The 23,584-nt window shown below is 71.2% G+C and carries 23 protein-coding genes and 1 tRNA gene; 12 read left to right on the plus strand and 12 right to left on the minus strand.

Annotated elements, in window-relative coordinates; translation table 11 throughout:
- Positions 1 to 148 precede the first annotated feature (148 nt).
- Positions 149 to 1,081: an acyl-CoA desaturase gene (locus tag R4I43_RS27925; protein ID WP_324268678.1), complete on the plus strand. Its 933-nt coding sequence runs from the start codon at positions 149 to 151 to the stop codon at positions 1,079 to 1,081.
- Between the two features lie 162 nt (positions 1,082 to 1,243).
- Here R4I43_RS27925 and R4I43_RS27930 read toward each other — a convergent pair whose 3' ends face one another.
- From R4I43_RS27930 to R4I43_RS27950, 5 genes are all read right to left on the minus strand, one after another.
- A complete protein-coding gene (locus tag R4I43_RS27930; RefSeq protein ID WP_324268679.1) occupies positions 1,244 to 1,594 on the minus strand; it encodes a TraR/DksA family transcriptional regulator in 351 nt (116 codons plus the stop codon).
- A 26-nt stretch (positions 1,595 to 1,620) separates the two neighbouring features.
- Entirely contained in the window at positions 1,621 to 2,619 is a 999-nt protein-coding gene (locus tag R4I43_RS27935) for a TerC family protein (protein WP_324268680.1), read from the minus strand.
- Between the two features lie 272 nt (positions 2,620 to 2,891).
- Positions 2,892 to 3,503 carry a methyltransferase domain-containing protein gene (locus R4I43_RS27940; protein ID WP_324268681.1) on the minus strand — a complete coding sequence of 204 codons (612 nt, stop codon included), beginning with the start codon at positions 3,501 to 3,503 and terminating at the stop codon, positions 2,892 to 2,894.
- Complete coding sequence (locus R4I43_RS27945) at positions 3,500 to 4,156, minus strand: TIGR04282 family arsenosugar biosynthesis glycosyltransferase (RefSeq protein ID WP_324268682.1); 657 nt, start codon at positions 4,154 to 4,156, stop codon at positions 3,500 to 3,502. The genes R4I43_RS27940 and R4I43_RS27945 overlap by 4 nt, the downstream gene beginning before the upstream one ends.
- On the minus strand, positions 4,153 to 4,803 hold the full coding sequence (locus tag R4I43_RS27950) for a glycosyltransferase family 2 protein (RefSeq protein ID WP_407691325.1): 651 nt from the start codon (positions 4,801 to 4,803) through the stop codon (positions 4,153 to 4,155). The genes R4I43_RS27945 and R4I43_RS27950 overlap by 4 nt, the downstream gene beginning before the upstream one ends.
- A gap of 143 nt (positions 4,804 to 4,946) precedes the next feature.
- Here R4I43_RS27950 and R4I43_RS27955 point away from each other — a divergent pair, with 143 nt between their 5' ends.
- The 3 genes from R4I43_RS27955 to R4I43_RS27965 are packed head-to-tail and all read left to right on the plus strand — an operon-like array spanning position 4,947 to position 7,950.
- Positions 4,947 to 6,218 carry a hypothetical protein gene (locus R4I43_RS27955; protein WP_324268684.1) on the plus strand — a complete coding sequence of 424 codons (1,272 nt, stop codon included), beginning with the start codon at positions 4,947 to 4,949 and terminating at the stop codon, positions 6,216 to 6,218.
- Positions 6,219 to 6,223: 5 nt separating this feature from the next.
- Positions 6,224 to 6,922 carry a response regulator transcription factor gene (locus R4I43_RS27960; RefSeq protein WP_324268737.1) on the plus strand — a complete coding sequence of 233 codons (699 nt, stop codon included), beginning with the start codon at positions 6,224 to 6,226 and terminating at the stop codon, positions 6,920 to 6,922.
- Positions 6,922 to 7,950: a sensor histidine kinase gene (locus tag R4I43_RS27965; protein WP_324268685.1), complete on the plus strand. Its 1,029-nt coding sequence runs from the start codon at positions 6,922 to 6,924 to the stop codon at positions 7,948 to 7,950. Before R4I43_RS27960 ends, R4I43_RS27965 begins: the two co-directional genes overlap by 1 nt.
- On the opposite strand, the gene R4I43_RS27970 is transcribed toward R4I43_RS27965, so the two are convergent.
- Positions 7,924 to 8,976 (minus strand): NAD-dependent epimerase/dehydratase family protein, encoded by a 1,053-nt coding sequence (locus R4I43_RS27970; protein WP_324268686.1) that lies wholly within the window; start codon positions 8,974 to 8,976, stop codon positions 7,924 to 7,926. The genes R4I43_RS27965 and R4I43_RS27970 overlap by 27 nt on opposite strands.
- 136 nt (positions 8,977 to 9,112) lie before the next feature.
- On the opposite strand from R4I43_RS27970, the gene R4I43_RS27975 reads away from it, so the two are divergent.
- From R4I43_RS27975 to R4I43_RS27985, 3 genes are all read left to right on the plus strand, one after another.
- On the plus strand, positions 9,113 to 10,609 hold the full coding sequence (locus tag R4I43_RS27975) for a molybdopterin-dependent oxidoreductase (RefSeq protein ID WP_324268687.1): 1,497 nt from the start codon (positions 9,113 to 9,115) through the stop codon (positions 10,607 to 10,609).
- 77 nt (positions 10,610 to 10,686) lie between these two features.
- Positions 10,687 to 11,559 carry an AAA family ATPase gene (locus R4I43_RS27980; RefSeq protein ID WP_324268688.1) on the plus strand — a complete coding sequence of 291 codons (873 nt, stop codon included), beginning with the start codon at positions 10,687 to 10,689 and terminating at the stop codon, positions 11,557 to 11,559.
- Positions 11,556 to 12,902: a vWA domain-containing protein gene (locus tag R4I43_RS27985; protein ID WP_324268689.1), complete on the plus strand. Its 1,347-nt coding sequence runs from the start codon at positions 11,556 to 11,558 to the stop codon at positions 12,900 to 12,902. The genes R4I43_RS27980 and R4I43_RS27985 overlap by 4 nt, the downstream gene beginning before the upstream one ends.
- Before the next feature lie 6 nt (positions 12,903 to 12,908).
- Here the strand turns inward: R4I43_RS27985 and R4I43_RS27990 are convergent, their stop codons facing one another.
- Entirely contained in the window at positions 12,909 to 13,778 is an 870-nt protein-coding gene (locus R4I43_RS27990; RefSeq protein WP_324268690.1) for an alpha/beta fold hydrolase, read from the minus strand.
- A gap of 143 nt (positions 13,779 to 13,921) precedes the next feature.
- On the opposite strand from R4I43_RS27990, the gene lnt reads away from it, so the two are divergent.
- Positions 13,922 to 15,478 (plus strand): apolipoprotein N-acyltransferase, encoded by a 1,557-nt coding sequence (gene lnt / locus R4I43_RS27995; protein WP_324268691.1) that lies wholly within the window; start codon positions 13,922 to 13,924, stop codon positions 15,476 to 15,478.
- Between the two features lie 50 nt (positions 15,479 to 15,528).
- Positions 15,529 to 16,302 carry a polyprenol monophosphomannose synthase gene (locus R4I43_RS28000; RefSeq protein ID WP_324268692.1) on the plus strand — a complete coding sequence of 258 codons (774 nt, stop codon included), beginning with the start codon at positions 15,529 to 15,531 and terminating at the stop codon, positions 16,300 to 16,302.
- A 284-nt stretch (positions 16,303 to 16,586) separates the two neighbouring features.
- Here R4I43_RS28000 and R4I43_RS28005 read toward each other — a convergent pair whose 3' ends face one another.
- From R4I43_RS28005 to R4I43_RS28015, 3 genes are all read right to left on the minus strand, one after another.
- Positions 16,587 to 16,925: an RNA polymerase-binding protein RbpA gene (locus R4I43_RS28005; RefSeq protein ID WP_324268693.1), complete on the minus strand. Its 339-nt coding sequence runs from the start codon at positions 16,923 to 16,925 to the stop codon at positions 16,587 to 16,589.
- A gap of 479 nt (positions 16,926 to 17,404) precedes the next feature.
- Positions 17,405 to 18,811: an MFS transporter gene (locus tag R4I43_RS28010; protein WP_324268694.1), complete on the minus strand. Its 1,407-nt coding sequence runs from the start codon at positions 18,809 to 18,811 to the stop codon at positions 17,405 to 17,407.
- A gap of 105 nt (positions 18,812 to 18,916) precedes the next feature.
- Positions 18,917 to 19,696, minus strand: coding sequence for a glycerophosphodiester phosphodiesterase (locus R4I43_RS28015; protein WP_324268695.1), 780 nt, complete (start codon positions 19,694 to 19,696; stop codon positions 18,917 to 18,919).
- Positions 19,697 to 19,804: 108 nt separating this feature from the next.
- Between R4I43_RS28015 and R4I43_RS28020 the strand changes: the two genes are divergently transcribed.
- Positions 19,805 to 20,158: a hypothetical protein gene (locus R4I43_RS28020; RefSeq protein WP_324268696.1), complete on the plus strand. Its 354-nt coding sequence runs from the start codon at positions 19,805 to 19,807 to the stop codon at positions 20,156 to 20,158.
- 71 nt (positions 20,159 to 20,229) lie between these two features.
- Complete coding sequence (locus R4I43_RS28025; protein WP_324268697.1) at positions 20,230 to 20,910, plus strand: VOC family protein; 681 nt, start codon at positions 20,230 to 20,232, stop codon at positions 20,908 to 20,910.
- On the opposite strand, the gene R4I43_RS28030 is transcribed toward R4I43_RS28025, so the two are convergent.
- Entirely contained in the window at positions 20,907 to 21,866 is a 960-nt protein-coding gene (locus tag R4I43_RS28030; RefSeq protein WP_324268698.1) for a tyrosine-type recombinase/integrase, read from the minus strand. The two genes, R4I43_RS28025 and R4I43_RS28030, sit on opposite strands and share 4 nt — an antisense overlap.
- A 58-nt stretch (positions 21,867 to 21,924) precedes the next feature.
- Positions 21,925 to 23,277, minus strand: coding sequence for a M20/M25/M40 family metallo-hydrolase (locus tag R4I43_RS28035; RefSeq protein WP_324268699.1), 1,353 nt, complete (start codon positions 23,275 to 23,277; stop codon positions 21,925 to 21,927).
- Between the two features lie 120 nt (positions 23,278 to 23,397).
- Here R4I43_RS28035 and R4I43_RS28040 point away from each other — a divergent pair.
- Positions 23,398 to 23,483: transfer RNA gene (locus tag R4I43_RS28040), tRNA-Leu, on the plus strand.
- Positions 23,484 to 23,584: the final 101 nt, after the last annotated feature.

A 23,584-nucleotide genomic window follows, 5' to 3' on the forward strand; every position in this document is an offset into this window, starting at 1 on the left:
ACCGGCAGCCTGCGCCGAGGGCTCACCCGGCATCCGGGGGATTGTCGGCAGTTCACCCTCGGTTGCCACGCCGTTCCTTGCGATCAGCAGCGCCTCGGGGTTTGGTGGGCGATGCGGGACATTCCGCGCACGACGCGAGGAGCTCTAGTTGGACGCTGCTGAGATCACCGGACCGAAGCCCATCCTCGCCGGTCGCAGGCCCTGGGGGCCGCAACTGTCGGTCTACGTGTTCATCCTCGGCCCGTTCCTCGCCCTGGTGGCCGCGGTGCCGCTGGCCTGGGGCTGGGGTTTGCGCTGGTGGGACGTGGCGCTGGCCGCGGGGTGGTACGTGCTGACCATCCTCGGGGTCACGGTCGGTTACCACCGGTACTTCACCCACGGCGCCTTCCGCGCGAAGCGGTGGCTGCGCATCACCCTGGCGGTGGTGGCGAGCATGGCGGTGCAGGGACCGATCCTGCACTGGGTCTCCGACCACCGCAGGCACCACGCCTTCGCCGACCGCGAGGGCGACCCGCACTCCCCCTGGGCCTACGGGACCTCACCGGCCGCGCTGGTGCGCGGCTTCTGGCACGCGCACATGGGATGGGTGTTCGAACGCGACCTGACCAACCAGGAGCGCTTCGTGCCCGACCTGCTGGCCGATTCAGACATGCGGCTGGTGCACAAGCTCTTCGGCCCGCTCACGGTCGCGACGTTCCTGCTGCCGGGCCTGATGGGCTGGCTCATCACCGGCACCGCGTGGGGCGCGCTGACCGCGTTCTTCTGGGCCGGGCTGGTCCGGGTGGCCTTCCTGCACCACGTGACCTGGTCGGTGAACTCCATCTGCCACCTGGTGGGTGAGCGGCCGTTCAAGAGCCGGGACAAGGCCGCGAACTTCTGGCCGCTGGCGATCCTGAGCATGGGCGAGTCCTGGCACAACCTGCACCACGCCGACCCGACCTGCGCCCGGCACGGCGTCCAGCGCGGTCAGATCGACATCTCGGCCCGGGTCATCTGGCTGTTCGAGAAGGCCGGCTGGGTCCACCACGTCCGCTGGCCGACCCCGACCCGCCTGTCCCGCCTGGCCGTGGGCAAGGACTGACCCCAGCGAGGTGTCGAATTTCGCGCGAAATTCGACTCGGAACTTCGGGACTCGAATTTCGCGCGAAATTCGAAACTCCCCGGGCAGGGCGCTCCGGGGCTGGCGGCGCCGAGCTCGTGGAGACACCGACAGGGGATGGAGTCCGCTTTCGGGCGGGGGTGATCAGCGTCGCGCCGAGGCGCAGCGGATGCACACGGTGGCCGCGGGCAGGGCTTCGAGGCGTTCCTTGCTGATGCGCTTGCCGCAGCGCTGGCACTGGCCGTAGGTGCCGGTCTCGATGCGCTGGGCGGCCTGGTCGAGCGCATCGAGCTCGGCCTTGGCGTCGGCCAGCAGGCCCTGTGTCTGGGCGCGCTCGTAGGCGATCGTGACGCCTTCGGGGTCGTGCTCGTCGTCGTTGGTGGTCCAGGTCGCCGACTCGACGATGGACGCGAGGTGCCGCTGCAGCGACTCGATGCGGTGCTGCACCTCGGTCCGGTGGTCGGCCAGGAGCCTCTCCGGCGTCTTGCGCGCCATGCCTGGTCAACGCCGTGCGGCCCGCTTTATTCCGACTCGGCGCCGGAGGTCACCGGTTCGGGTGTCGGCTGCTGCTTGCCGCGCGAGCGGGCGAGGCTGACAACCGTGGTGATGGCCAGGGTCAGCACGATGAAGCCCAGCGAGGCGGCGATGCCGATGGTGGGCACCGGGAAGTGGATCTCCTCGATGTGCGAGCCGTGCAGCGCCTCGATGATCAGCTTCAGCCCGATGAAACCGAGGATGACCGCCAGCCCGTAGCTGAGGTAGATCAGCCGGTCGAGCAGTCCGCCGATGACGAAGTACAGCTGTCGCAGCCCCATCAGCGCGAAGGCGTTGGCGGTGAAGATGATGAACCCGTCCTTGGTCAGCCCGAAGATGGCCGGCATCGAATCCAGCGCGAAGATCACGTTGGCCAGCCCGAGCGCGGCCACCACCAGCAGCAGCGGGGTGAACATCCGCTTGCCGTCGACGCGGGTGAGCATCTTGCCGCCGTCGTAGGTGTCGGTGGTGGGCACGAACTTCTGCAGCGCGCGGATCATGCCGCTGCCCTCGTCGTCGGACTCCTCACCCCCGGCGTCGCGGGCGAGTTTGATCGCGGTGTAGATCAGGAACGCTCCGAAGAGGTAGAACACCCAGTTGAACGCGTTGAGCACGGCGACACCGGCGGCGATGCACACCGCGCGCAGCACCAGCGAGATCAGGATGCCGATGTAGAGCACCCGGTGCTGGTGCTCGCGGGGCACCGCGAAGCGCGACATGATGATCACGAAGACGAACAGGTTGTCCACCGACAGGCTGTACTCGGTGACGTAGCCGGCGAAGAACTCCGCGCCGCTGGTGGACCCGGCGAAGACGAACAGCAGTCCGCCGAAGATCGCCGCCAGCGCGACGTAGCAGGCCACCCACAGGCTCGCCTCCTTGACGCCGACCGCGTGCGGCCGCCGCCCCACGACCAGCAGGTCGGCCGCGATCAGGCCGAGCAGCGCGACCAGCGTCACCGCCCACACCCACACCGGGAAGTTCATCCGCGTCCCCTCACACCGACAGCTGCGCGACCCGCCCCCGAAGGACGAGCGCATGCAGAATACTGTATGGAAAACCGGACCCCGGGCGAGCAGAGCGACAATCCCGCCCAATTCGGACGGAAAAACACGCCTTTCAGAGAAAAATCACAACCGAACCAGGCCCTTTGAACCCTTACGTCCGATTCATCCTGGCCAGTACCGTTTTTCCATTCGTCCACACTGGACTCAGTCTCCCACGCGAGGCGCGATCCTCGTGCCCCGGCCACCCCGCGTCAAGACGTGGCCCGCAGCACGGCGAACCAGCGCCGCTCCACCTCGAAAACCCGCGTGCGAAACCCGGCCGCCAGCGCACCGATCGCCTCAGCACCCACCCTCGCCCAGCCGAAAGTCCGGCCGCGCCCACCGGAATCGACGACCACACCGGTACCGCGCCACAACCCGGCCCCAGGCGGCTCGACCTCCACCCACGCCACTCCCCCGGGCCGCAACAGCCCGCGCACCCGGCGCAGCAGCGCGGCCGGATCCCCGCCGATGCCGATGTTGCCGTCGAACAGCAGCACCTCCTGCCACCCGCCGTCACCCGGCAGCGGACCGAACACGTCACGGCGCAGCGCCACCGCCCCGCGCGCGAGGGTCATCTCCACCGCCAGCGGCGAGTCGTCGATGCCCAAGCACATCACTCCGCTGCAGGTCAGCTCGGCGGCCAGCCGGCCGGGCCCGCACCCGATGTCGAGCACCGGGCCCCGGCACGCGGACAGGACCTGGCGGTCAGCGGCATCGGGCGCGGCCATCCAGCGGTGCCCGGGAAGAGCGCTGGCACGGCCGTCGCTGGTCTCCAACATCGCGGCGACCCCGCGCAGCGCCGCGTCGAACTCCCCGCTCACCGCGCGCACCCGGCCAGCGCCGCGGCGAAGCGGGTGCGCGGGATCCCAGCGGCCACCGCGCGGGCGTCGAGCATCGTGTCGACATCGGCGAGCTCGGGCAGCTCGGCCACCCGCAGCCCCGCCTCGCGCAGCGCGGTCAGGGTGCGGCGGCCGGTGTCGGGACGCGAGGTCGGGATGGCCGCAAGCAAACTCGCGGCCCGAGGGTCGCGGAAGCCGACCGCCCACCAACCCCCGTCCACGGCCGGTCCGAACACCGCATCAGCGCCGGTCAGCACCCGGCAGGCCTCGGCGAGCAGCTCCGCGCTGACCTGCGGGGTGTCCATGCCGATCTGCAGCACCGGCAGCCCCGGATGCGCCGCGGCGGTGTCGGCGTGGGCGGCGGCCAGGCGCTGCGGGAACCCGCCGCCGCGCTGGTCCAGCAGCGTGCCCAGCGCCAGTCGTTCGCGCAGCTCAGCGGCGCGGGCAGCGCGTTCGAGCTCGCCGGTCAGCGCCACCACCGGGCGCGCTCCCGGCGTGGCGTGCACGGCCTCGAGGGTGTCGAGCAGGCTCGCCGCGGCGATCGCCGCGGCCTGCTCGGGCGTCGCCGGCGGGCACAACCGCGTCTTGGCCAGCCCGGGCACCGGCGCCTTGGCAACCACCAGCAGCGCGGTCATCGCAGCATCCGAGCCATGTCGCGGGTGGCGCGCAGCGTGCCGCGCACCGAGCCGGAGACCTTCGAGCGGGTGCCCGCGGCCCGGGGCCGGTACTCGACGTCGGTTTCGGCGATCCGCCAGCCCGCCCGCCCGGCCTTGCGCAGCAGCTCCAGCGGATAGCCGAAGGCCCGGTCGAGAACGTCGAGCTCCAGCAGCGCCGCGCGCCGGACCGCCCGCACCGGGGCGATGTCGTGCACCGGCACGCCGCCGCGCCGCAGCAGGGCGGCGATCAGCGCGTTGCCCGCCCGAGCGTGCCAAGGCCAGGCCCCCGGCGCGGTCGGGACGCGACGGCCCACCGCCAGGTCCACGCCACCGCGCACCTGCGCCACCAAGCCCGGCAGGACTGCCGGGTCGAGCGAGCCGTCGCAGTCTGCGAAGCAGACGATCTCGGTGGTCGCGGCTCGCAAGCCGGTGTGGACCGCGGCACCGTAGCCGCGCCGAGGCTCGCAGACCACCCTCGCGCCGTGGGCGGCGGCCACCTCCGGCGATCCGTCACGTGATCCGTTGTCCACCACCAGGGCCCGGTAGCCGGCCGGCAGGGCCGCCAGCACTCCGGGCAGGGCCGCGGCTTCGTCCAGGCAAGGCAGCACGACGTCGACTTCGTTCACACCCACCATGCAAGCGCACAGTGGACGGAGCGAAAACTACTGCGGCGCTTACCGAATCCTTACGCCCGACCAGTTATTACGAGGTTCTGACGGATCGCGGCGACGCGTTGGCCGACCACGGGTGCGCGACTACCTTCACGGCAGTGCCTCCCCTGCCTCGACGCACCGACCTGGTCGCCTTCGGCCTCGCCCTGCTCGTCATCGCCGCCACGGCCCTCGCCGGTGCCGCGCTCAACCGCGCCGGTGCGCCGCTGCACGCCGACGCCGCGCCGCTGTTCGGCTTCTGGCACCCGCACCTCGGCCCCGGCACACCGCTGGCGGTGGCCCTCGCCGCGGCCGTGATCGCCTGGGGACCAGCGCTGTCGGCCCGACTCCCGTGGCGCGGGCTGCTGGCCGCCAGCTACGGCGCCGCGCTGGCCTGGACGGTCTCGCTGGCGCTGGTCGACGGGTGGCGCGCCGGGATCACCGAGCGGCTGACCGACTGGACCGAATACCTCCACGACGTGCCCCGGGTGCACGACATCGGCCTCATGATCGAGGAGTTCACCCAGCACGTCCTGGCAGGTCAACCCGGATCCTGGACGGTGCACGTCTCGGGCCACCCGCCGGGCGCGCTGTTGGTCTACACGTGGCTGGACCGGCTCGGCCTCGGCGGCGGGACCTGGGCCTCGGTGGTGACGCTGCTCATCGGCGCGCTCGCGGCCGTCGCCGTGCCGGTGACGGTCAAGGCGCTGCACGACGAGCAGGCCGCCCGCGCGGTGGTGCCGTTCGTGGTGCTGTTCCCGGGCGCGGTTTGGATGGGCGTCTCCGCCGACGGGCTGTTCACCGGCGTGACCGCCACCGGCCTCGCCCTGCTGGCGCTGCGCCGCACACCGCTGGCGCTGCTCGGCGGGATGCTGCTGGGCTTCGCGCTGTTCCTCAGCTACGGGCTCACCCTCATCGCCGTGATCGCCGTCGCCGTGACAGGCCGCGCGTGGCGGAGCCTGCTCGTGGCCGCGGCCGGAGCCCTGCTGGTGGTCGGCGCGTTCGCCGCCGCCGGGTTCTGGTGGCTCGACGGCTACCACCTGGTCGTCCAGCGCTACCACCAAGGCGAGTTCGCCCAGCGGCCCTACGCCTACTGGGTGTTCGGCAACCTCGGCGCCCTGCTGCTCACAGCCGGTCCGCTGACAATCGCAGCACTGGGCCGAGCGCGCCTGGCCGCGCTGCCGGTCCTGGTCCTGGCAGCCGGGCTCGCGGTGCTGCTGGCGGATCTGTCCGGGTTGAGCAAGGCTGAGGTCGAACGGATCTGGCTGCCGTTCGCGGTGTGGTTCGCCGTGGCCGGGGCGCTGCTGCCCGCCGCATCCCGGCGGTGGTGGCTGGCAGCGCAGGCGGTGACCGCGTTGGGAGTCGAGCACGTGATCGCGACGAGCTGGTGATGGGGATGCGCGAGCAGGCCGGGCGGGTGCTGGTCGTCGACGACGACCACGCGGTGCGCGACGTCGTCCGCCGCTACCTGGAACGCGCCGGCTACCAGGTCTTCCTGGCCGGTGACGGGGAAACCGCGCTGCGCAGCTACGCCGAGCGCAGACCCGACCTGATCGTGCTGGACCTGATGCTGCCGGGCATCGGCGGACTCGAGGTCTGCCGCCGGGTGCGCGAGCACGGCCCGGTTCCGGTGGTGATGCTCACCGCGCTCGGCGAGGAATCCGACCGGGTCGCGGGACTGGAGCTCGGCGCCGACGACTACGTCGTCAAACCGTTCAGCCCCCGCGAGCTGGTGCTGCGGGTGAGCTCGGTGCTGCGCCGCGCCACCCACGCCCCACCCGCCACGCAGGAGTCCATCGTGGACGGATCACTGGTGCTCGACCCGGCAGCCCGCCGCTGCACCCTCGAGGGCACCGAGCTGTCGCTGACGACCCGCGAGTTCGACCTGCTGGCCCACCTGATGCGCCACCCGCGACGCGCCTTCACCCGGGCCGAACTGCTGGAATCGGTGTGGGGCTGGAACTTCGGCGACCAGTCGACGGTGACCGTCCACATGCGGCGGTTGCGGGAGAAGATCGAGTCCAAACCCGACCGCCCCGACCGGATCAGCACCGTGTGGGGTGTGGGCTACCGCTACGACCCCGAGGCCGGCTGATGGACCTGCTCACCGAACTCACCCACGTCGCGCCGTACGCGATCGGCCTGTCGCTGCCGGTCGCGCTCGCCGGTGCCGGGCTGCTCTACCTGCTGCGGCACCGCTCGCTGGCCACCGCGCTGACGGTGCTGGTGCTGGTGCCGCTTTTGGCCACGATGGCCGGTGTTCTCGGTGTCACCGGGTTCATGTTCGGCCCGCTTTTGACCACCGTGGTCGTCATCTGCACCGCCGTCGGCGTGATCACCGTACCGGTGGCGGTGGTGCTGGGCCGCAACATCGCCCGACGCAGCGTCTGGGAACGCGAGGCCCGCGCCCGCGAGCGCGCCGCCGAGGCCGCCCGCCGCGAACTCGTCGCCTGGATCAGCCACGACCTGCGCACCCCGCTGGCCGGCATCCGCGCGATGGCCGAGGCGCTGGCCGACGGCGTGGTCGACGAGCCCGGCGAGATCTGCTCCTACGCCGCGCGGATCCAGGGCGAGACCGAACGGCTCTCGCGGATGGTCGACGACCTCTTCGAGCTCTCCCGCATCACCGCCGGCGCGCTGCACCTGGAGTTCTCCGCCGTCCCGCTGCACGACGTCGTCAGCGAGGCCGTGGCTGCCGAGAACCCGCGCGCGCAACGCCGGGGCGTGCGGCTGGCCACCGAAACCCAGCGGTGGCCGGTGGTCGCCGGCAGCGACGCCGAGCTGGCGCGGGTGGTGCGCAACCTGCTGTCCAACGCCATCCGGCACACCCCACCGCAGGGATCGGTCGTGCTCACCGCCGGCCACGAAGGCGGGCAGGCGTGGCTGCGCGTCGACGACGCCTGCGGCGGCATCGACGCGGCCGAGCTGGAGCGGGTCTTCGAGGTCGCCTACCGGGGAGATCAGGCCCGCGGCGACGGCGACCGGGAACCGGCCGGGGCCGGGCTCGGCCTGGCGATCGCGCGCGGACTGGTGCAGGCCCACCACGGCGAGATCCACGCCCGAAACCACGGCCCGGGCTGCCGTTTCGAGGTCCGGCTACCGCTGGCCGACAGCCTCGCGTAGCGGAGCCGCGGCGAACTCCCGCACCCCGTCGGCGAAGTCGACCCGCGCCCGAAACCCCAGCACCCGCTCGGCCTTGGTCGGATCGGCCACCACGTGCCGGACGTCGTTGGCACGCGCCCCACCGACCACCTCCGGCGCCGGACCACCGCAGGCCAGCGCCAGCGACTCGGCGAGCTCACCGATCGTGCGCGGCTGCCCGGAGCAGATGTTCACCGCGTCCAGCTCCCCTTCCGGCGCAGGCGCTTCCACCGCTGCCAGGTTGGCCGCCGCGACATCGCGGACGTGCACGAAATCGCGCCGCTGCCCACCGTCCTCCAACACGTGCGGCGCCTGGCCGCGCTGCAGCGCGGAGCGGAACAACGACGCCACACCCGCGTAGGGCGTGCCGCTGGGCATCCACGGGCCGTAGACGTTGTGGTAGCGCAGCGCCCGCACGTCTCCCCCGCTCTGCCGCGCCCACGCCGCGGCCAGGTGCTCCTGGGCGAGCTTGGTGGCCGCGTAGGTGCTGCGCGGGTCGAGCACGGCGTCCTCGGGCACCAGCTCGGGCTCCAGGGGCTGGCCGCAGTGCGGGCACGGCGGCTCGAACCGGCCCGCGGCGATGTCCTCGGCACGTCGCTTTCCAGGCCGCAGCCGACCGTGCTCGGCGCAGCGGTAGCGGCCCTCGCCGTAGACGACCATCGAGGAGGCCAGCACCAGCCGCCGCACCCCGGTCTCGTGCATGGCCGCCAGCAGCACGGCCGTGCCGAGGTCGTTGTGGGCGGCGTAGTCGGGCATGTCCGACGGGTCGACGCCGTGACCGACCATCGCGGCCTGGTGGCAGACGACGTCGACTCCGCGCAGCAGCTCGCGCACCAGCTCGGCCTCGCGCACGTCGCCGCGCACCAGCGGGTGCCGGGTCGGCGGTGGCGCGCCGTGGGCCTGGGGCAGCAGCGCGTCGAGCGCGACGATCTCGTGGCCGCGGTCGGTCAGGGCGTCGGCGATGGCCGAGCCGATGAACCCGGCGGCGCCGGTCAGCAGAATTCGCACACCCCGACGCTAGGACGACACCGGCGCGGCGAAACCCGGTCGAGCCGCGATGTCATCGTTCCACAAGAACTTTCGGCTCCCTTACGCCTGCGCCCGGCCGCTGGCGGTGGTCCGCGAACCCGGCTCGAATGGAGCCATGACCTCGCTCTCCCGCGGCCGCGCGGCCGCGATCGGACTCATCGCGGCGGGCTCGGCGCTGGCCGCCGGGCACCTGGTGGCCGGCTTCGGCGATCCGCGCACCTCTCCCCCGGTCGCCGTCGGCGCCGCGTTCATCGACCTGGTGCCGCCGGGGGTCAAGGAGCTGGCGGTCGCGTTGTTCGGCACCGCCGACAAGCTCGCGCTGCTGATCGGCATGGCGCTGGTCATCGCCGCCCTGGCGGTGGCCGCCGGGCTGGGCTCGCGCCGCCGGGTGCTGCCGGGCGCGGGGCTGATCGCCGCGTTCGGGCTGGTCGGCGTGGCCGCGGCGCTGACCCGCCCCGAGCGCGGCGCGCTGCCCGCGCTGGTGTCGCTGCTGGTCGGGGTCGGCGTGTTCACCTGGCTGCACCGGCTCGGCCAGACCCCGGCGGCCACCGAGATCGACCGGCGCCGGTTCCTGGCGACCTCCGGTCTGGTCGTCGTCGGCGCCGGGCTGGCCGGAGTCACCGGGAGCTGGAAGGGATCCGGGGTGGCCTCCTCGCAGCAGGCGGTGGCCGCGCGGCTGCCGAAGGTGCCGCCGCCCCCGATCCCGGCAGGAGCCGACTTCGCCGCCGAGGGCACCCCGTCGTTCCTGACCGCCACCCGCGACTTCTACCGCATCGACACCGCCCTGGTCGTGCCGCAGCTGCGCGCCGAGGACTGGCGGATGCGGCTGCGCGGCATGGTCGAGCGCGAGCTGGACCTGTCGTTCACCGACCTGATCAACCGGCGGCTGGAATCGCGCACGATCACCCTCGCCTGCGTGTCCAACGAGGTCGGTGGCAACCTCATCTCCACCGCGAACTTCGTCGGCGTCCCGGTCCGCGACCTGCTGCTGGAAGCCGGGGTGCGGCCGGGCGCGCAGCAGCTGATCACCACCAGCACCGACGGCTACAGCGCGGGCACGCCCGTCGAGGTGCTGCTGGAGCCCGACCGCGGCGCGCTGCTGGCCTTCGAGATGAACGGCGAACCGCTGCCCGCCGAGCACGGCTTCCCCGTGCGGATGGTCGTTCCCGGCCTCTACGGCTACGTCTCGGCCACCAAGTGGCTGGTCGACGCCGAGGTCACCACCTTCGACCGGCTCGCCTACTGGCAGCAGCGCGGCTGGGCGCAGCAGGGCCCGATCAAGACCCAGTCCCGCATCGACCGGCCCCAGCGCAACGCCCAGCTCCCGCCAGGTCCGGTGACCCTCGCGGGCATCGCCTGGGCCCAGCACACCGGGATCGAGGCCGTGCAGGTGCGCGTCGACGGCGGGGCGTGGCAGGTCGCCGAACTGGCCACCGAGGTCAGCCGCGACACCTGGCGCATGTGGCGGCTGAGGCTGGACCTGCCGCCGGGCGAGCACCGCGTGCAGTGCCGCGCCATCGACGCCACCGGCACCCCGCAGACCGAGGCCCGCCAGGGCGTGGTCCCCGACGGCGCGACGGGCCTGCACGACACCACCTTCCGCTGCGCGTGACCGGCATCACTTCCGTTGGACACGAGCGCTCGAACTGAGCAACCGTTCGGTATGGGTTTCGGTGAGGGGAGCGTGCGGTGACCGACGGCGGGACGGGCATCTTCGAATCGGTCGACGACGTCGTCGACAAGCTTGCCGAAACCGGCTACCTCGCCTCCACGGCGGTGGCCACCACGGTGTTCCTGGCCGACCGGCTCGGCAAACCGCTGCTGGTCGAAGGACCGGCGGGCGTGGGCAAGACCGAACTGGCCAAGGCCGTGGCCGCCGTCGCCCACGCGCGGCTGGTGCGGCTGCAGTGCTACGAGGGCATCGACGAAGCCCGCGCGCTCTACGAGTGGAACCACGCCAAGCAGCTGCTGCGCATCACCGCCGGCCGCGACGAGACCTGGGACCAGGCCCGCACCGACATCTTCAGCGAGGAATTCCTGCTTCCCCGACCGCTGCTGACGGCCATCAGCAGCGACGAGCCCACCGTGCTGCTCATCGACGAGACCGACAAGGCCGACGTCGAGGTCGAAGGCCTGCTGCTGGAAGTGCTCAGCGACTTCCAGGTCACCGTCCCCGAGCTCGGCACGGTCACCGCCTCCCGCCAGCCCTTCGTCGTGCTGACCTCCAACGCCACCCGCGAGCTGTCCGAGGCGCTGCGGCGACGCTGCCTGTTCCTGCACATCGACTTCCCCGACCCCGAGCTCGAGCAGCGCATCGTGCGGCTCAAGGTCCCGGGCCTCGACGAAGCGCTCGCCGGCTCGGTCGTGGAGGTGGTGGGCGCGCTGCGCGGCATGCAGCTGCGCAAGTCGCCGTCGGTGGCCGAAACCATCGACTGGGCCCGCACGCTGCTCGCCCTCGGCGCCGACACCCTCGACGAGGACGTGGTGCGCGACAGCCTCGGGGTGATCCTCAAGCACCAGGACGACGTCCGCCGGGCCACCGACAAGCTGGTCGTGCCATGACCTTGCCCGCCCGCCTGGTCGGTTTCGCCGGGGCGCTGCGCGAGCAGGGAGTGCGCATCGGCCCGGGCGAAACCGTCGATGCGGCAGCGGCTCTGGAAGCCCTCGGGATGGCCGACCGCGAACGCCTGCGCGAAGGACTGGCCGCCGCGCTGCTGCGCGCCGACGGCCAGCGCAAGATCTTCGACGCGGCCTTCGACCTCTACTTCCCGATCGGCGTCGGCGCACCCGAAAGCGCCCGCAACGGCGACGATGCCGACCTCGAACAGCGACTGGTGCAGGCCCTGGCCGCCGACGACCCGGGTGCCCTGTCGCAGCTGGCCGGAGAAGCGGTGGACTCGCTCGGGCACTTCGGCGGCGAAGACGGGCCGCAAGGCTGGTCAGCGCACCAGACGCTGGAACGGCTGCAGCCGCAGACGCTGCTGGCCCGGGTGCTCGCGGCGATGCGCGGCGATGCCGGGCAGGACTTCACCGACCGGCTCGACCGCGACGAGATCCGCCGCCGCATCGACACCTTCCGCGACCGCGCGCGCACCGAGGCCCGCCGCCGCTCGGCCGAGCTGCGCGGCCTCGACCACGTCGCCAAGTACGCCATCACGCCCAGCGCCGACCAGGTCGACTTCCTCAACGCCGGACGCGATCAGCTCGCCGAGCTGCGCCGCGCCGTGCAGCCGCTGGCCCGCAAGCTCGCGACCCGCATGGCCGCCCGGCGCCGCCGCGCCAGCCGCGGCGGCATCGACCTGCGCCGCACGTTGCGCCGCTCGCTGTCCACCGGCGGCGTACCGCTGCGCCCCGCCTACGCCCACCACCGACCGGCCCGCCCGGAGATCGTGCTGCTGTGCGACGTGTCCGGTTCGGTGGCCGGATTCGCCAACTTCACGATGCTGCTGGTCCAAGCCCTGCGCGACCAGTTCAGCAAGGTCCGGGTGTTCGCCTTCGTCAACCGCACCGACGAGGTCACGCACCTGGTCGAACCCGGCGCCGCCGACCCCGCCGAGTTGGGCAGGCGCGTGCTGACCGAGGCCACCGTCACCGGCTGGCACGACAGCAGCGACTACGGCAACGCGCTGGCCGAGTTCACCGAGCGCTACCTGCAAGCGCTGGGCCCGCGCACATCGGTGCTCATACTCGGCGACGCCCGCACCAACGGCTGGAACCCCAACCTCGAAGCCCTGCATGCCATCAAGGAGCGCTCCCGACGGGTCTTCTGGCTCAACCCCGAGCCCGAGAACCGCTGGTCCACCGGCGATTCCGCCGCCCTGTCCTACGCAGGCATCGCCGAGATGCACGAGTGCCGCAACACCCGACGCCTCACCCACCTGGTCTCCACCCTGCTGCCCGTCTGACCGCGACTAGCGGGCGCTGGTGGTGAGGAAGCGCTCGACCGTGGTGGCCAGCGCGATCGGGGTCTCGTCGATGGCGTAGTGGCCGGCGTTGGGCAGGACTTCGACCTCGCAGTGCGGGTACCACACCTGGAAGGTGGCCTTCATCGTCTCCTCGCCCAGGGCCGGGTCGTGCTCCCCGGCGATCACCTTGACCGGCACCGGGTTGCCCTCGATCTCGGCGTGGAAGTCGGTTCGGGCCCAGGCGTGGAGGTAGTCGGCGACAGCGGCCGGGTCGGAGTGCTGCCGCGAGTGCTCGACCACCGCCTCCAGCCAGACCGCGCTCAGCCGGTTGCCGGTGGTCAGGTCGATGATCGCGCGGCGGTTGCCGAGATCATCGGTCGCGCCGGAGAACAGCGCCCAGCCCTGCTCGTCGAAGGGCACCCCGGAGGCCGGGACCGGGGAGATGCCGACCAGCGCGCGGACCCGCTGCGGCGCGTCGGCCAGGACTCGCTGCGCCACCGCGCCACCCATCGAGTGGCCGAGCAGTGAGAACGTCTCGATCCCGAGCTGCACGCATAGCGCGAGGACGTCGGCGGCGGCCTCGGCCAGGGTGTGCTCGCCTGCCTCACCGATGCGCGCGCCGTAGCCGCGGTAGTCGGGGAAGACGTAGCGGAACCGGCGCGTGTCCAGGTGCGGGTGCAGCACGCGCCAGGCCGCCGCCGAGCCGAACCAGCCGTGCAGCGCGATGACCGCGTGCTGCCGTCGCCGATCTCCTCGTGTCCGGTGCTCATCGGTTCCCTTCCGCTCGATCGGGGTGGTGGCGTCGCGACCATCGCTGAGGTGGAGTTTCGCGGGACGTCGATGATCACCGGGCCGACCGAGCGTAAGCGGCGTCACACGCAGTGGCCAATCGCCTGCTCAGGGCCTGTGTGCCGGGCGCACCCCGCTCGGCGCGTACATTTGAGCCGAGGCGTGCCTGGGCACGCGGCAACGTCAGTGGCCCCGCACCGGGGCCGACAAGCACCGAGAAGGTTGGTCGGGTGGTAGTCCCCACGGCTCCTGCGCAGGAGGTCGCGCAGCCGGATCGCCGCACTCCCGGACGCCGGGCCGCCTGGGCGCTGCGCCTGGTCGCCGTGATCGCCGCCGGGTTCGCCCTCTACGCCGGTTCCCCACCGCGCGAGACCTGGTGGGTGGCACCGCTGGCGGTGGCCGTGCTGGCCGCCGTCGTGCACCACCGCAGGGCCCGCGCGGGCTTCGGCTACGGCGTGGTGTTCGGCTTCGCCTTCCTGCTGCCGCTGCTGGGCTGGTTGCAGGACTTCCTCGGTGCCGACTTCGGCCCGTGGCCGTGGCTGGGCGTGGCGGCCGTGGAGGCGCTGTTCATCGGCCTCGCCGGCGCCGGGATGGCGCTGGTCAGCCGCCTGCCCGCGGCACCGGTGTGGATGGCGGCGGTGTTCGTCACGGCCGAATCGGTGCGCTCGGCGTTCCCGTTCGGCGGCTTCCCGTGGGGCCGGCTGGCCTTCACCCAGGACACCGGGCCGTTGCTGTCGCTGGCCGCGATCGGCGGCGCCGTGCTGGTGTCCTTCGCCGTGGCCCTGGCCGGTTCGGGCCTGGGCGCGCTGATCCGCGCTCCGCGCCGCTGGGCGGTGCCGGTGGCCGCGATCGCCGTGCCGCTGCTGGGCGGGCTGGCGTGCTGGCCGCTGGTGGGCACCGACGCCAACGCCGGCACGGCGCGGGTGGCGATCGTGCAGGGCAACGCCCCCAACGTCGGCCTGGGCCTGCTCTACGAGGACGACGTGCTGCACGACAACCACGTGCGCGCTGCCCAGAAGCTCGTCGACGACGTGCGCGCGGGGCGCGTGGCCGCACCCGACTTCGTGCTGCTGCCCGAGCAGATCGGCAGCTGGGGCCCGTCCCGCACCGATCCGGAACTGTCGGCGATCGCCTCCCAGCTCGGGGTGCCGCTGATCGTCGGCGGTCTCGGTCAGGACCGCGACGGGCAGCTGCACAACCAGATCGTGCGCTGGGACCCCGGCACCGGCTTCGGCGACCTCTACATCAAGCAGCACCTGGTGCCCTTCGCCGAGACGATCCCGATGCGGGAGGTCGCGCGGCTGGTCAGCCCCTTCGTGGACCGCTTCCAGTCCGACATGGTCCCGGGCGAGCAGCCCGGCGTGATCGACGTGGCGGGCCTGAAGCTGGGGGTGGGCGTCTGCTACGACGTCGCCTACGACGACGTCTTCGGCCCAGCCGCCGCCCAAGGCGCCACGCTGCTGGCGGTGCCCACCAACAACGCGTGGTACGGGCACTCGGAGATGAGCTACCAGCAGCTGGCGATGTCGCGGCTGCGCGCGGTGGAGACCGGCCGCTCGGTGCTGGTCGGAGCCACCAGCGGGGTCAGCGCGGTGGTGGCTCCCGACGGGTCGGTGACCGCGCGGACCGAGCTGTTCACCGAGCAGAACCTGAACGCCGAGGTTGCGCTGCGAGCGAACCGGACCCTGGCCACCGAGCTCGGCTCGGTTCCGATGTGGACACTGGCGGTGCTGGGGGTGGGCGCGGTCGCGGCCGCCGGGTGGCGGTCGCGCAAGTCCGGCGCCTGATCGACGAACGAGTGCACGGCCGGTCATGCGGACCGGCTAGGAGGATGTGAATGGCGAGGCAAGCGCCGGCCGAGAAGGTGCTGGTGGTGATCCCGACCTACAACGAGCGGGAGAACCTGGAGCCGATCGTGCGGCGGCTGTTCGACGCGCTGCCGGCGGCGAACGTGCTGGTGGTCGACGACGGCAGCCCGGACGGCACCGGCGAGGTCGCCGACCGGCTGGCCGGGCAGGACGACCGGGTGCACGTCCTGCACCGCACCGAGAAGGCCGGTCTGGGGGCCGCCTACGTCGCCGGTTTCGAGTGGGCGCTGGCCCGCCACTACACGGCGATCATGGAGATGGACGCCGACGGCTCGCACGCCCCGGAAGACCTGCCGCGCCTGGTCGGCATGCTCGGGGACAACGGAACCGGCGCCGACGTGGTGCTGGGTTCGCGCTACGTCACCGGCGGCAGCACGGTGAACTGGCCCTGGTACCGGGAGTTCCTGTCCCGGGGCGCCAACATCTACTCGAAGCTGGCCCTGGGCGTCCCGATCAACGACATCACCTCCGGCTACCGGGTCTACCGGCGGGAGGTCCTGGAGACGGTCCAGCTGCACAACATCGCCTCGCAGGGCTACTGCTTCCAGGTCGACCTGGCCCTGCGCGCGGTGGAGGCGGGCTTCACGGTCCTGGAAGCCCCGATCACCTTCGTCGAACGCGAACTCGGCGCCTCCAAGATGGACGCGGAGATCGTCCGAGAAGCCCTCATCAGGGTCACCAAGTGGGGCCTGCGCCGCAGGAGCACCCAAGCAACAGGAACCCTGAAGTCCCTCCTGCCCTGACCAACCCCACCCACGTCAGGCAACCGGCGAAGCCGGTTTCGCAGTACCCCACCCGAGCAACCGGCACCGCTGCGGGTTCTGACACGTCTTCTGGTGAGGACAGCCGCAGCGCCGCGTATTCGACATACTCAAGTCGCGGATCCCGGAGCCAGGAGGTGTGTCAGGTTCCGCTACCCGCACCGCCACGCAAAACGACCACGGAGCAGTTGATCCGTGGACCCGACCGGAAACACACGTAAGCGCCCGAGCAGTCCGCCCGGGCGCTTGCCATGTGTTGAGGAGATTTACCGCCCGCGCCGGGTGCGCAGCAGTTCGAGCCGCTCGTTGAGCAGCTCTTCCAGTTCCGGGATCGTGCGCCGTTCGAGCAGCATGTCCCAGTGGGTGCGCGGCGGCTTGACCTTCTTCTGCTCCGGCTCGTTGCCGTCGATGATCTTCGACTCGGTGCCGTGCAGGCGGCATTCCCAAGTCGGCGGGACCTCGGCGTCGTCGGAGAAGGGCACCTCGAACTCGTGGCTCTTGGGGCAGGCGTAGCGCACCGTCCGGCGCGGTGCGAGGTCGTGGTTACGGTCGGTCTCGTAGCTGACAGCTCCGAGCCGGCTGCCACGCAGAACGCGGTCGGCCATGACGGTTCCTTTCCCTTCGGCCCGGGCGCGGAGCCCGAGCGGTTGTGCTCACCGTGTGCAACGACGGAGTACCCGCCGTCTGTTCCCGGTGTCGTGCTGCTGGTCGCCGTCGGTGACATTGTTCACCCGTCAACGACGGCTGTCCTCCTAGGGACGCGGTCGAGCCACGTTCGTGACGCGTTCTCCCGACAGCAATCCATAGGTGGGTTCGAACGGGTGATAGTGCCAGATGTCCAGTCACCATCGCCAAGCAGGACCCGGGATTCTTGCTCATTGTGGGATGCAGATCACGACCAATACGGTCGATCAACCCGTTCGCTAAGTGACTGCTCGTAGTGCCATGATCCTCCCCGTGATCACAACGCAGCGTACTGGCATATTCCGTTTTCGCTGATTCCCAGGTCTACCTAGATCACCAGCATGGAGCAATGCCCGCTCGATCGCGAGACGAACACACCCGATTACTCTGCGCACGCACCTCAGAGCAGCTCCGGCGGGCGGTTGCCCACCGCCTCGATGGCCCGGCGCACCGGCACCAGCGCGACCAGCACCAAGCCGACCGCGAAGAAGATCACCAGCGAGACGATGGCCAGCCGGAACGAACCGGTCGCCTGACCGACCCCGGCGAACACCAGCGGACCCAGCCACGACGTCGAGCGCTCCCCCACCTCGTACAGCGAGAAGTACTCGGCCTCCCGACCCGGCGGGATCATCTGGCTGAACAACGAACGGGACAGCGCATTCGTGCCCCCGAGGACCATGCCGATTCCCACAGCCAGCCCGTAGAACTGCATCTCCTGGCCAGCCTGCACGAAGTAGGCGGCCACCAGCACCAGCAACCAGGTCGCCAAGCTGACCAGGATCGTCTTCTTCGCCCCGATGCGCCGGGCCAGCGCGCCGTGCAGCATGCCGCCGACGAAGGCGATGAACTGCACGATCAGCAATGTCACGATCAGCGAGTCCTGCGGCAGCTTGAGCTCCAGGCTGCCGTACTGCGCCGAGACCTGCGACACCGTCGAGATGCCGTCGGTGTAGATCCAGTACGAACCCAGGAACGCCAGGGTCAGCGGGAAGTGCTTGGCCTCGCGCAGCGTGCTCAGCAGCTGCTTGAACCCGGCGGTGACCGCCGCGGTCCCCCGCTCACCACCCTCGGGAGCCGCGTGCCGGCGCAGCGCCGTCAGCGGCAGCAGCGTGAACACCGCCCACCAGATGCCCGAGGAGAAGAAGATCAACCGCACCGCCGCGGACTCCGACAGACCCACCGCGTCGTGCCCGAGGTAGATCACCAGGTGCAGCGCCAGCGCCGTGCCGCCGCCGAGGTAACCGATGGCCCAGCCCCGAGTCGAGACCTTGTCGCGCTCGTCGGCGTCGGCGATCTCCGGCAGGAACGAGTAGTAGACGACGATCGACGCGCCGAAGCAGATGTTGCCGATGATGAACAGCACCACGCCCAGCTGCCAGTTCTGCCCGGCCACCAGCGCCAGCAGTCCCGTGGTGATCGCCCCGCCGAAGGCGAAGATCGCCAGCATCAGCCGCTTGTTCTGGGTGCGGTCGGCGACCGCACCGGTGATCGGCAGCACCACCACCTGCACCACGGTGGCCACCGACAGCAGGTATCCCCACAGCGATCCGGCCGGGAACGTCAGGCCCAGGATCGAGATGTCGCAGTTGACCAGGGAGTTGTCGCCGGCGCAGGCGTTCAGGCCGTTGCGCGCGACATCGGCCTTGGCCGCCGCGGTGGCCACCGAGGTCAGGTACAGCGAGAGGAAGACCGTGGTCACCGATGTCGGGAAGACCGAGTTCGCCCAGTCGTACCAGCACCACCCGCGTTGTTCCCGGCGACGCTGCGCGGCCCCCGATGCCGCTTCGCTGTCCATCACGCTCATTCCGTTCGGTCCTCCGCGGAGTGGATCACTCGATTGGAGGCACCATACTGGCTTCCGGATCATCCATGAGACGCACTTGCGAACCTCCGGCGAATCTTGTTCCGGTCAGCCCGGAGCCGGTTCGCCCTCCGGTTCCCGCAACAGCTGATTCAACAGGTCAGGGCGGTCGGTGACCAGTCCGTCCACACCGAGATCCAGCAACCGCCGCATCTCCGCGGGCTCGTCGACGGTCCACACGTGCACCTCCACACCCCACCGGTGCGCCAGCCCCACGAACCGCTCGTCGACGACCTCGATCCCCTTGTGCCGCGTGGGCACCTGCACCGCCGCACCCCGGATCAACGACGACGGCGGCGCCACCGGCAGCCGCGACCACGCCCGCAGGGCCGCAACACCGCGCTGACCGGTGGAGGTGAGCAGCCTGGCACCGCCGACCTTGCCGAGCAGGTCGAGGCGCCGGTCGTTGAACGAGGCCAGGCATACCCGCTCCCAGGCGTTGTGCCTGCCGATGGTGCGCAGCACCGGCCCGGCGGCGCTGTCGGCCTTGACGTCGATGTTGAACAGCAGGTCCGGGAACTCCTCCAGCGCGGCGTCCAAGCTCGCGACCGGTTCCCGCCCACCGATCCTGGCGCGGGAGACCTCCGCGAACGGCAGGTCCGCGATCTCGCCCGCGCGATCGGTGGTGCGCTGCAAGCTCGCGTCGTGGTGGACGACCACGACACCATCGCTGGTGGCGTGCACGTCGGTCTCGACGTAGCGGTAGCCCTCGGCCTCGGCGGCCCGGAAGGCGCTCAACGAGTTCTCCATCTCGGCGAGCTCGCCGAGATGCCAGCCGCGGTGGGCGAACGCGCGCGGCCACGGCCCGTCCAGGAAGGGATGCGTCACGGTCGCCCACTGTGCCGCACGCAGATGACCGTTCGGTGTCGGGCCGGTGGCCTCGGAGTCGGCGTGGCGACTCCGAGAAGATCACCGGTATTGACTAACGTGATCAGCGTGGACAACTCCGTCGAGCCCACCCGACGAGCTCGCCAGGTGCGGCACTGCGCCTGGTGCGGCAGGCGCGTACCCGATTCCGGAAGGCAGGGCAGGCCGCGCCTGTACTGCGCGCAAGCCTGCCGGCAGCGCGCCTACGAGCGCAGGACGGCGGTGCAGCGCGGCGGGCTCCCCGAGGACTCGGTGGTGCTCTCGGCCGCCGAACTCGCCGACCTGCAAGACCGCCTGTTCCAGCTGCGCTGCGCGGCCGAGGACGTGGTGACCGCCGTCGACGACGACGCCGACCACGCTGACCTGCGCAAACTCGCGTCGCAGGTGGTCGACGTGGCAGCCGAGCTCGAGCGCCTCCGCTGAGCGCCCGCACAACACCCGCGACGCACGACCAGCCCGCCCGTAACCTGGGGCAAACGGAGCATTGTGCCGAGATGACCGGGTGGCAAGATGAGTTCAACCCCGGTGGCGAGGAAACGACGGTGCCCGCACGTCACGCGGTCCGCGGCTTGCGCCGCGTCGACCTGCTCAGTCCCGACCCGATGGCTGCTGCCCTCTTCTACCGAGCCGTGCTCGACTGGTCACCGGCCTACGGCCAGACCGGGCTGGACTGCTGGGTCGGCAACCGCCGCTGCGCCTTCGTCCGCAAACCCCGCGCCGACGAGACCCCAGGCCTGCGGCTGGTGTTCGCCGGCGCCCCGATGGACTGCTCGCTGACCGGCCCGGACAACGCCCTGGCCCAGGTCACCAAGGGACGCGCCCAGCACGGGCCGCAAGCCCCGGAACCGCGCCCCGGCGAACCCTGCTGGGCCGAGCTGACCACCACCGACGCCGCTCGCGCCGACGCCTTCTGGGCCGACACGCTCGGCTGGAAGGTCGAGGACGGCACCTACCTCTCCGGTGGCCGCGCGATCGCCGGACGCACCCAGGCACCCGGGCAGCCCGGCTGGCTGTGCTACTTCGCGGTCACCGACCTCGACGAGGTCGCCGGCCACGCCGCCGAACGCGGCGGCGAGGTCGAGCGCATCACCCACCCCAAGCTGGGCAAGGCGATTCTGCTGACCGACGACAACGGCACCCGCATCGGCCTCGCCCAAACCACCACCTGGGGCTAACCGAGCTCACCCAGCACCCGCAACGTCCGGTTGGCCCTGACCGACAGGCGCTGCTCGCGGGCGGTCACGTCGATGTAGGTCTGGCTGGAGTTCATCGACGAGTGCCCGAGCAGCTTGGCGATCTCCGCGGCGCTGGCACCGTCCTCGGCGAGCCGGGTGGCGAAGGTGTGCCGCAACGCGTGCACCATCGCCCCCGACTGCACCCGGTCGGACACCCCAGCGGCCTGCAACGACCGCCGCACCAGGTACTGCAGACCCCCGCGCCGCAGCTTCTCGCCCCGATGGTCGACGAACAGCGGGTCGGCACCGGGCAGCCGATTGCCGAAGCGCTGCTTGCGGGTGCGCAGGTAGCTCTGGATGAGCTCGTCGAGGCTGTCCTCGATCGGGATGGACCGGCTCTTGCCGCCCTTGCCCTGCACGTGCAACCGCCGGTCACCAGCCCGCCCGGCCAGCGACGCCACGGTCAGCTCCAGCAGCTCAGCCGAGCGCACTCCCGTGCACAGCAAGGTCGCCAGGATCGCCAGATCCCGCTCCGGCCAGGGATTTCGCGCCTTGCGGACCCCGGAGGCGACCTGCCGCAGCAGGCGTTCCGGGGTCTCCTCCCCCTGCAGCGGCTTCGGGGAGGCCGGGGCGCTGCGCGGCTTGGGCACCACCTGCATCGGGTTGCCCTGCACCGCGCCTTCGATGACACCGAAGCCGAAGAAGCCGTTCCACGTCGACCACGCCCTGGTCACCGTCGCCGCCGAGCGCTTCGCCGCGAACCGCGCGAACGCCGACCGCAGCACGGAGGCGTCCAGCCCCTCCACCGCAAGCCGCTCGGCCGCCGTGCCGGTGAGCTCGACGAGCTCACCGGCCACCGACTCCAGGTCGCGGCGGTAGGCGCGCAACGAGTTGGCCGCCAGTTTCCGAGCCTGCAGGTGCTCCAGGTAGCTCTCCACCAAGCGCGCCAGGTCCACGCGACACCTCCCGAAACGATGATCAACTGCGGGAGATGCAACCAGACACCACCGACACTCAGCTGTTGCGGATGAAGCGGTCCAGCACCCGCACCCCGAACTTCAGCGCGTCGACCGGCACCCGCTCGTCCACGCCGTGGAACAGCGCCGAGAAGTCCAGGTCGGCCGGCAGCTGCAGCGGCGCGAAGCCGTAGCAGTTCATGCCCAGCCGCGCGAAGGACTTCGCGTCGGTGCCGCCGGACATCATGTAGGGCAGCGCCTTGGCACCGGGGTCCTCGGCCAGCAACGAGGCCTGCATCTGCTCGACCAGCCTGCCCTCGAACTTCGTCTCCACCGGCGGCAGCCCGACCCACTCGCGCTCGACGTCCGGGCCCAGCAGATCCGCCAGCTCCCGGTCGAACGCCTCCTCGCGCCCCGGCAGGATGCGGCAGTCCACGGCCGCCTCGGCCACCGAGGGGATGACGTTGTGCTTGTAACCGGCGGTGAGCATCGTCGGGTTGGCGGTGTCGCGCAGCGTCGCGCCGATGATGCGGGAGATGTTGCCGAGCTTGGCCACCGATCCCTCGAGGTCGTCCTCGGGGAAGTCCCAGCCGGTGATCTCGCTGACCCCGTCCAGGAACTCCTGCACGCTGTCGGTCATCACCAGCGGGAACCGGTGGTTGCCCAGCTTGGCCACGGCCTCGGACAGCTGCGTGACGGCGTTGTCGCCGTGCACCATCGACCCGTGGCCCGCACGCGCCCGCACGCGCAGCTTCAGCCAGCGGATGCCCTTCTCCGCGGTCTGCACCAGATAGGCGCGCACGCCGTCCTTGAGCGTCAGCGAGTAGCCGCCGACCTCGCTGATGGCCTCGGTGCAGCCCTCGAACAGCTCCGGCCGGTGGTCCACCAGCCACTGGGCGCCCTGGAACCCGCCGGCTTCCTCGTCGGAGACGAACGCGAAGACGATGTCGCGCGGCGGCACGACGCCATCGCGCTTGTAGCGGCGGGCGATGGCCAGGCTCATCGCCAGCATATCCTTCATGTCCACGGCCCCGCGCCCCCACACGTAGCCGTCCTGCACCGCCCCGGAGAAGGGGTGCACGGACCACTCGGCCGGATCCGCGGGCACGGCGTCGAGGTGCCCGTGCACCAGCAACCCACCCCGCGAGGGATCGGCCCCGGGCAGCCGCGCCACCACGTTCGCCCGGCCCACCTGGTCACCGGCCTCGACGTAGGTCACCTCGTACCCGACCTCGCCCAGCTTCTCGGCCACGTACTCGGCCGCCGCCCGCTCGGGCACGAGCGTCTCGGCGTCGCCCGTATTCGTGCTGTCGATGCGGATCAGATCGCTGGCCAGCTGAACGACCTCGTCCTGCGCCAGCGCCAACCCCGCGTCCTGATCACTACCGGAGATCCCGTTGTGCTCGCTCACCAGGCATTTCTATCACCCGCTGCGCCAACAGGGGGGTGCTTGCGAGGCCCAAATGACCATGAGCTAATCTATTAACACAACACAGCGGGAACGCCCCGGAAACGGCGGCAGACCCGAGGCGTCCGAGTGGCGGAATGGCAGACGCGCTAGCTTGAGGTGCTAGTGCCCTACTAATGGGCGTGGGGGTTCAAGTCCCCCCTCGGACACAAAAGTGCGTGCAATTTCACCCACGCACGGCAGGCACTCTAACACCGCAGCGATCCTTTGATCGCTGCGGTGTTGCTGCGTTCACCACCCTCCCGCTGGG

Origin of the sequence: Saccharopolyspora mangrovi (assembly GCF_035320975.1) — a bacterium.
In the GTDB taxonomy this organism is placed as follows: Bacteria; Actinomycetota; Actinomycetes; order Mycobacteriales; family Pseudonocardiaceae; genus Saccharopolyspora; species Saccharopolyspora mangrovi.

Bases quoted from the DNA above. Each gene is read 5' to 3' on its own strand.
- R4I43_RS27930 (WP_324268679.1), bottom strand. From the start codon at position 1,594: ATGGCGCGCAAGACGCCGGAGAGGCTCCTGGCCGACCACCGGACCGAG.
- R4I43_RS27935 (WP_324268680.1), bottom strand. From the start codon at position 2,619: ATGAACTTCCCGGTGTGGGTGTGGGCGGTGACGCTGGTCGCGCTGCTC.
- R4I43_RS27945 (WP_324268682.1), bottom strand. From the start codon at position 4,156: ATGACCGCGCTGCTGGTGGTTGCCAAGGCGCCGGTGCCCGGGCTGGCC.
- R4I43_RS27960 (WP_324268737.1), top strand. From the start codon at position 6,224: ATGCGCGAGCAGGCCGGGCGGGTGCTGGTCGTCGACGACGACCACGCG.
- R4I43_RS27965 (WP_324268685.1), top strand. From the start codon at position 6,922: ATGGACCTGCTCACCGAACTCACCCACGTCGCGCCGTACGCGATCGGC.
- R4I43_RS27975 (WP_324268687.1), top strand. From the start codon at position 9,113: ATGACCTCGCTCTCCCGCGGCCGCGCGGCCGCGATCGGACTCATCGCG.
- R4I43_RS27985 (WP_324268689.1), top strand. From the start codon at position 11,556: ATGACCTTGCCCGCCCGCCTGGTCGGTTTCGCCGGGGCGCTGCGCGAG.
- R4I43_RS28000 (WP_324268692.1), top strand. From the start codon at position 15,529: ATGGCGAGGCAAGCGCCGGCCGAGAAGGTGCTGGTGGTGATCCCGACC.
- R4I43_RS28005 (WP_324268693.1), bottom strand. From the start codon at position 16,925: ATGGCCGACCGCGTTCTGCGTGGCAGCCGGCTCGGAGCTGTCAGCTAC.
- R4I43_RS28010 (WP_324268694.1), bottom strand. From the start codon at position 18,811: ATGAGCGTGATGGACAGCGAAGCGGCATCGGGGGCCGCGCAGCGTCGC.
- R4I43_RS28025 (WP_324268697.1), top strand. From the start codon at position 20,230: ATGACCGGGTGGCAAGATGAGTTCAACCCCGGTGGCGAGGAAACGACG.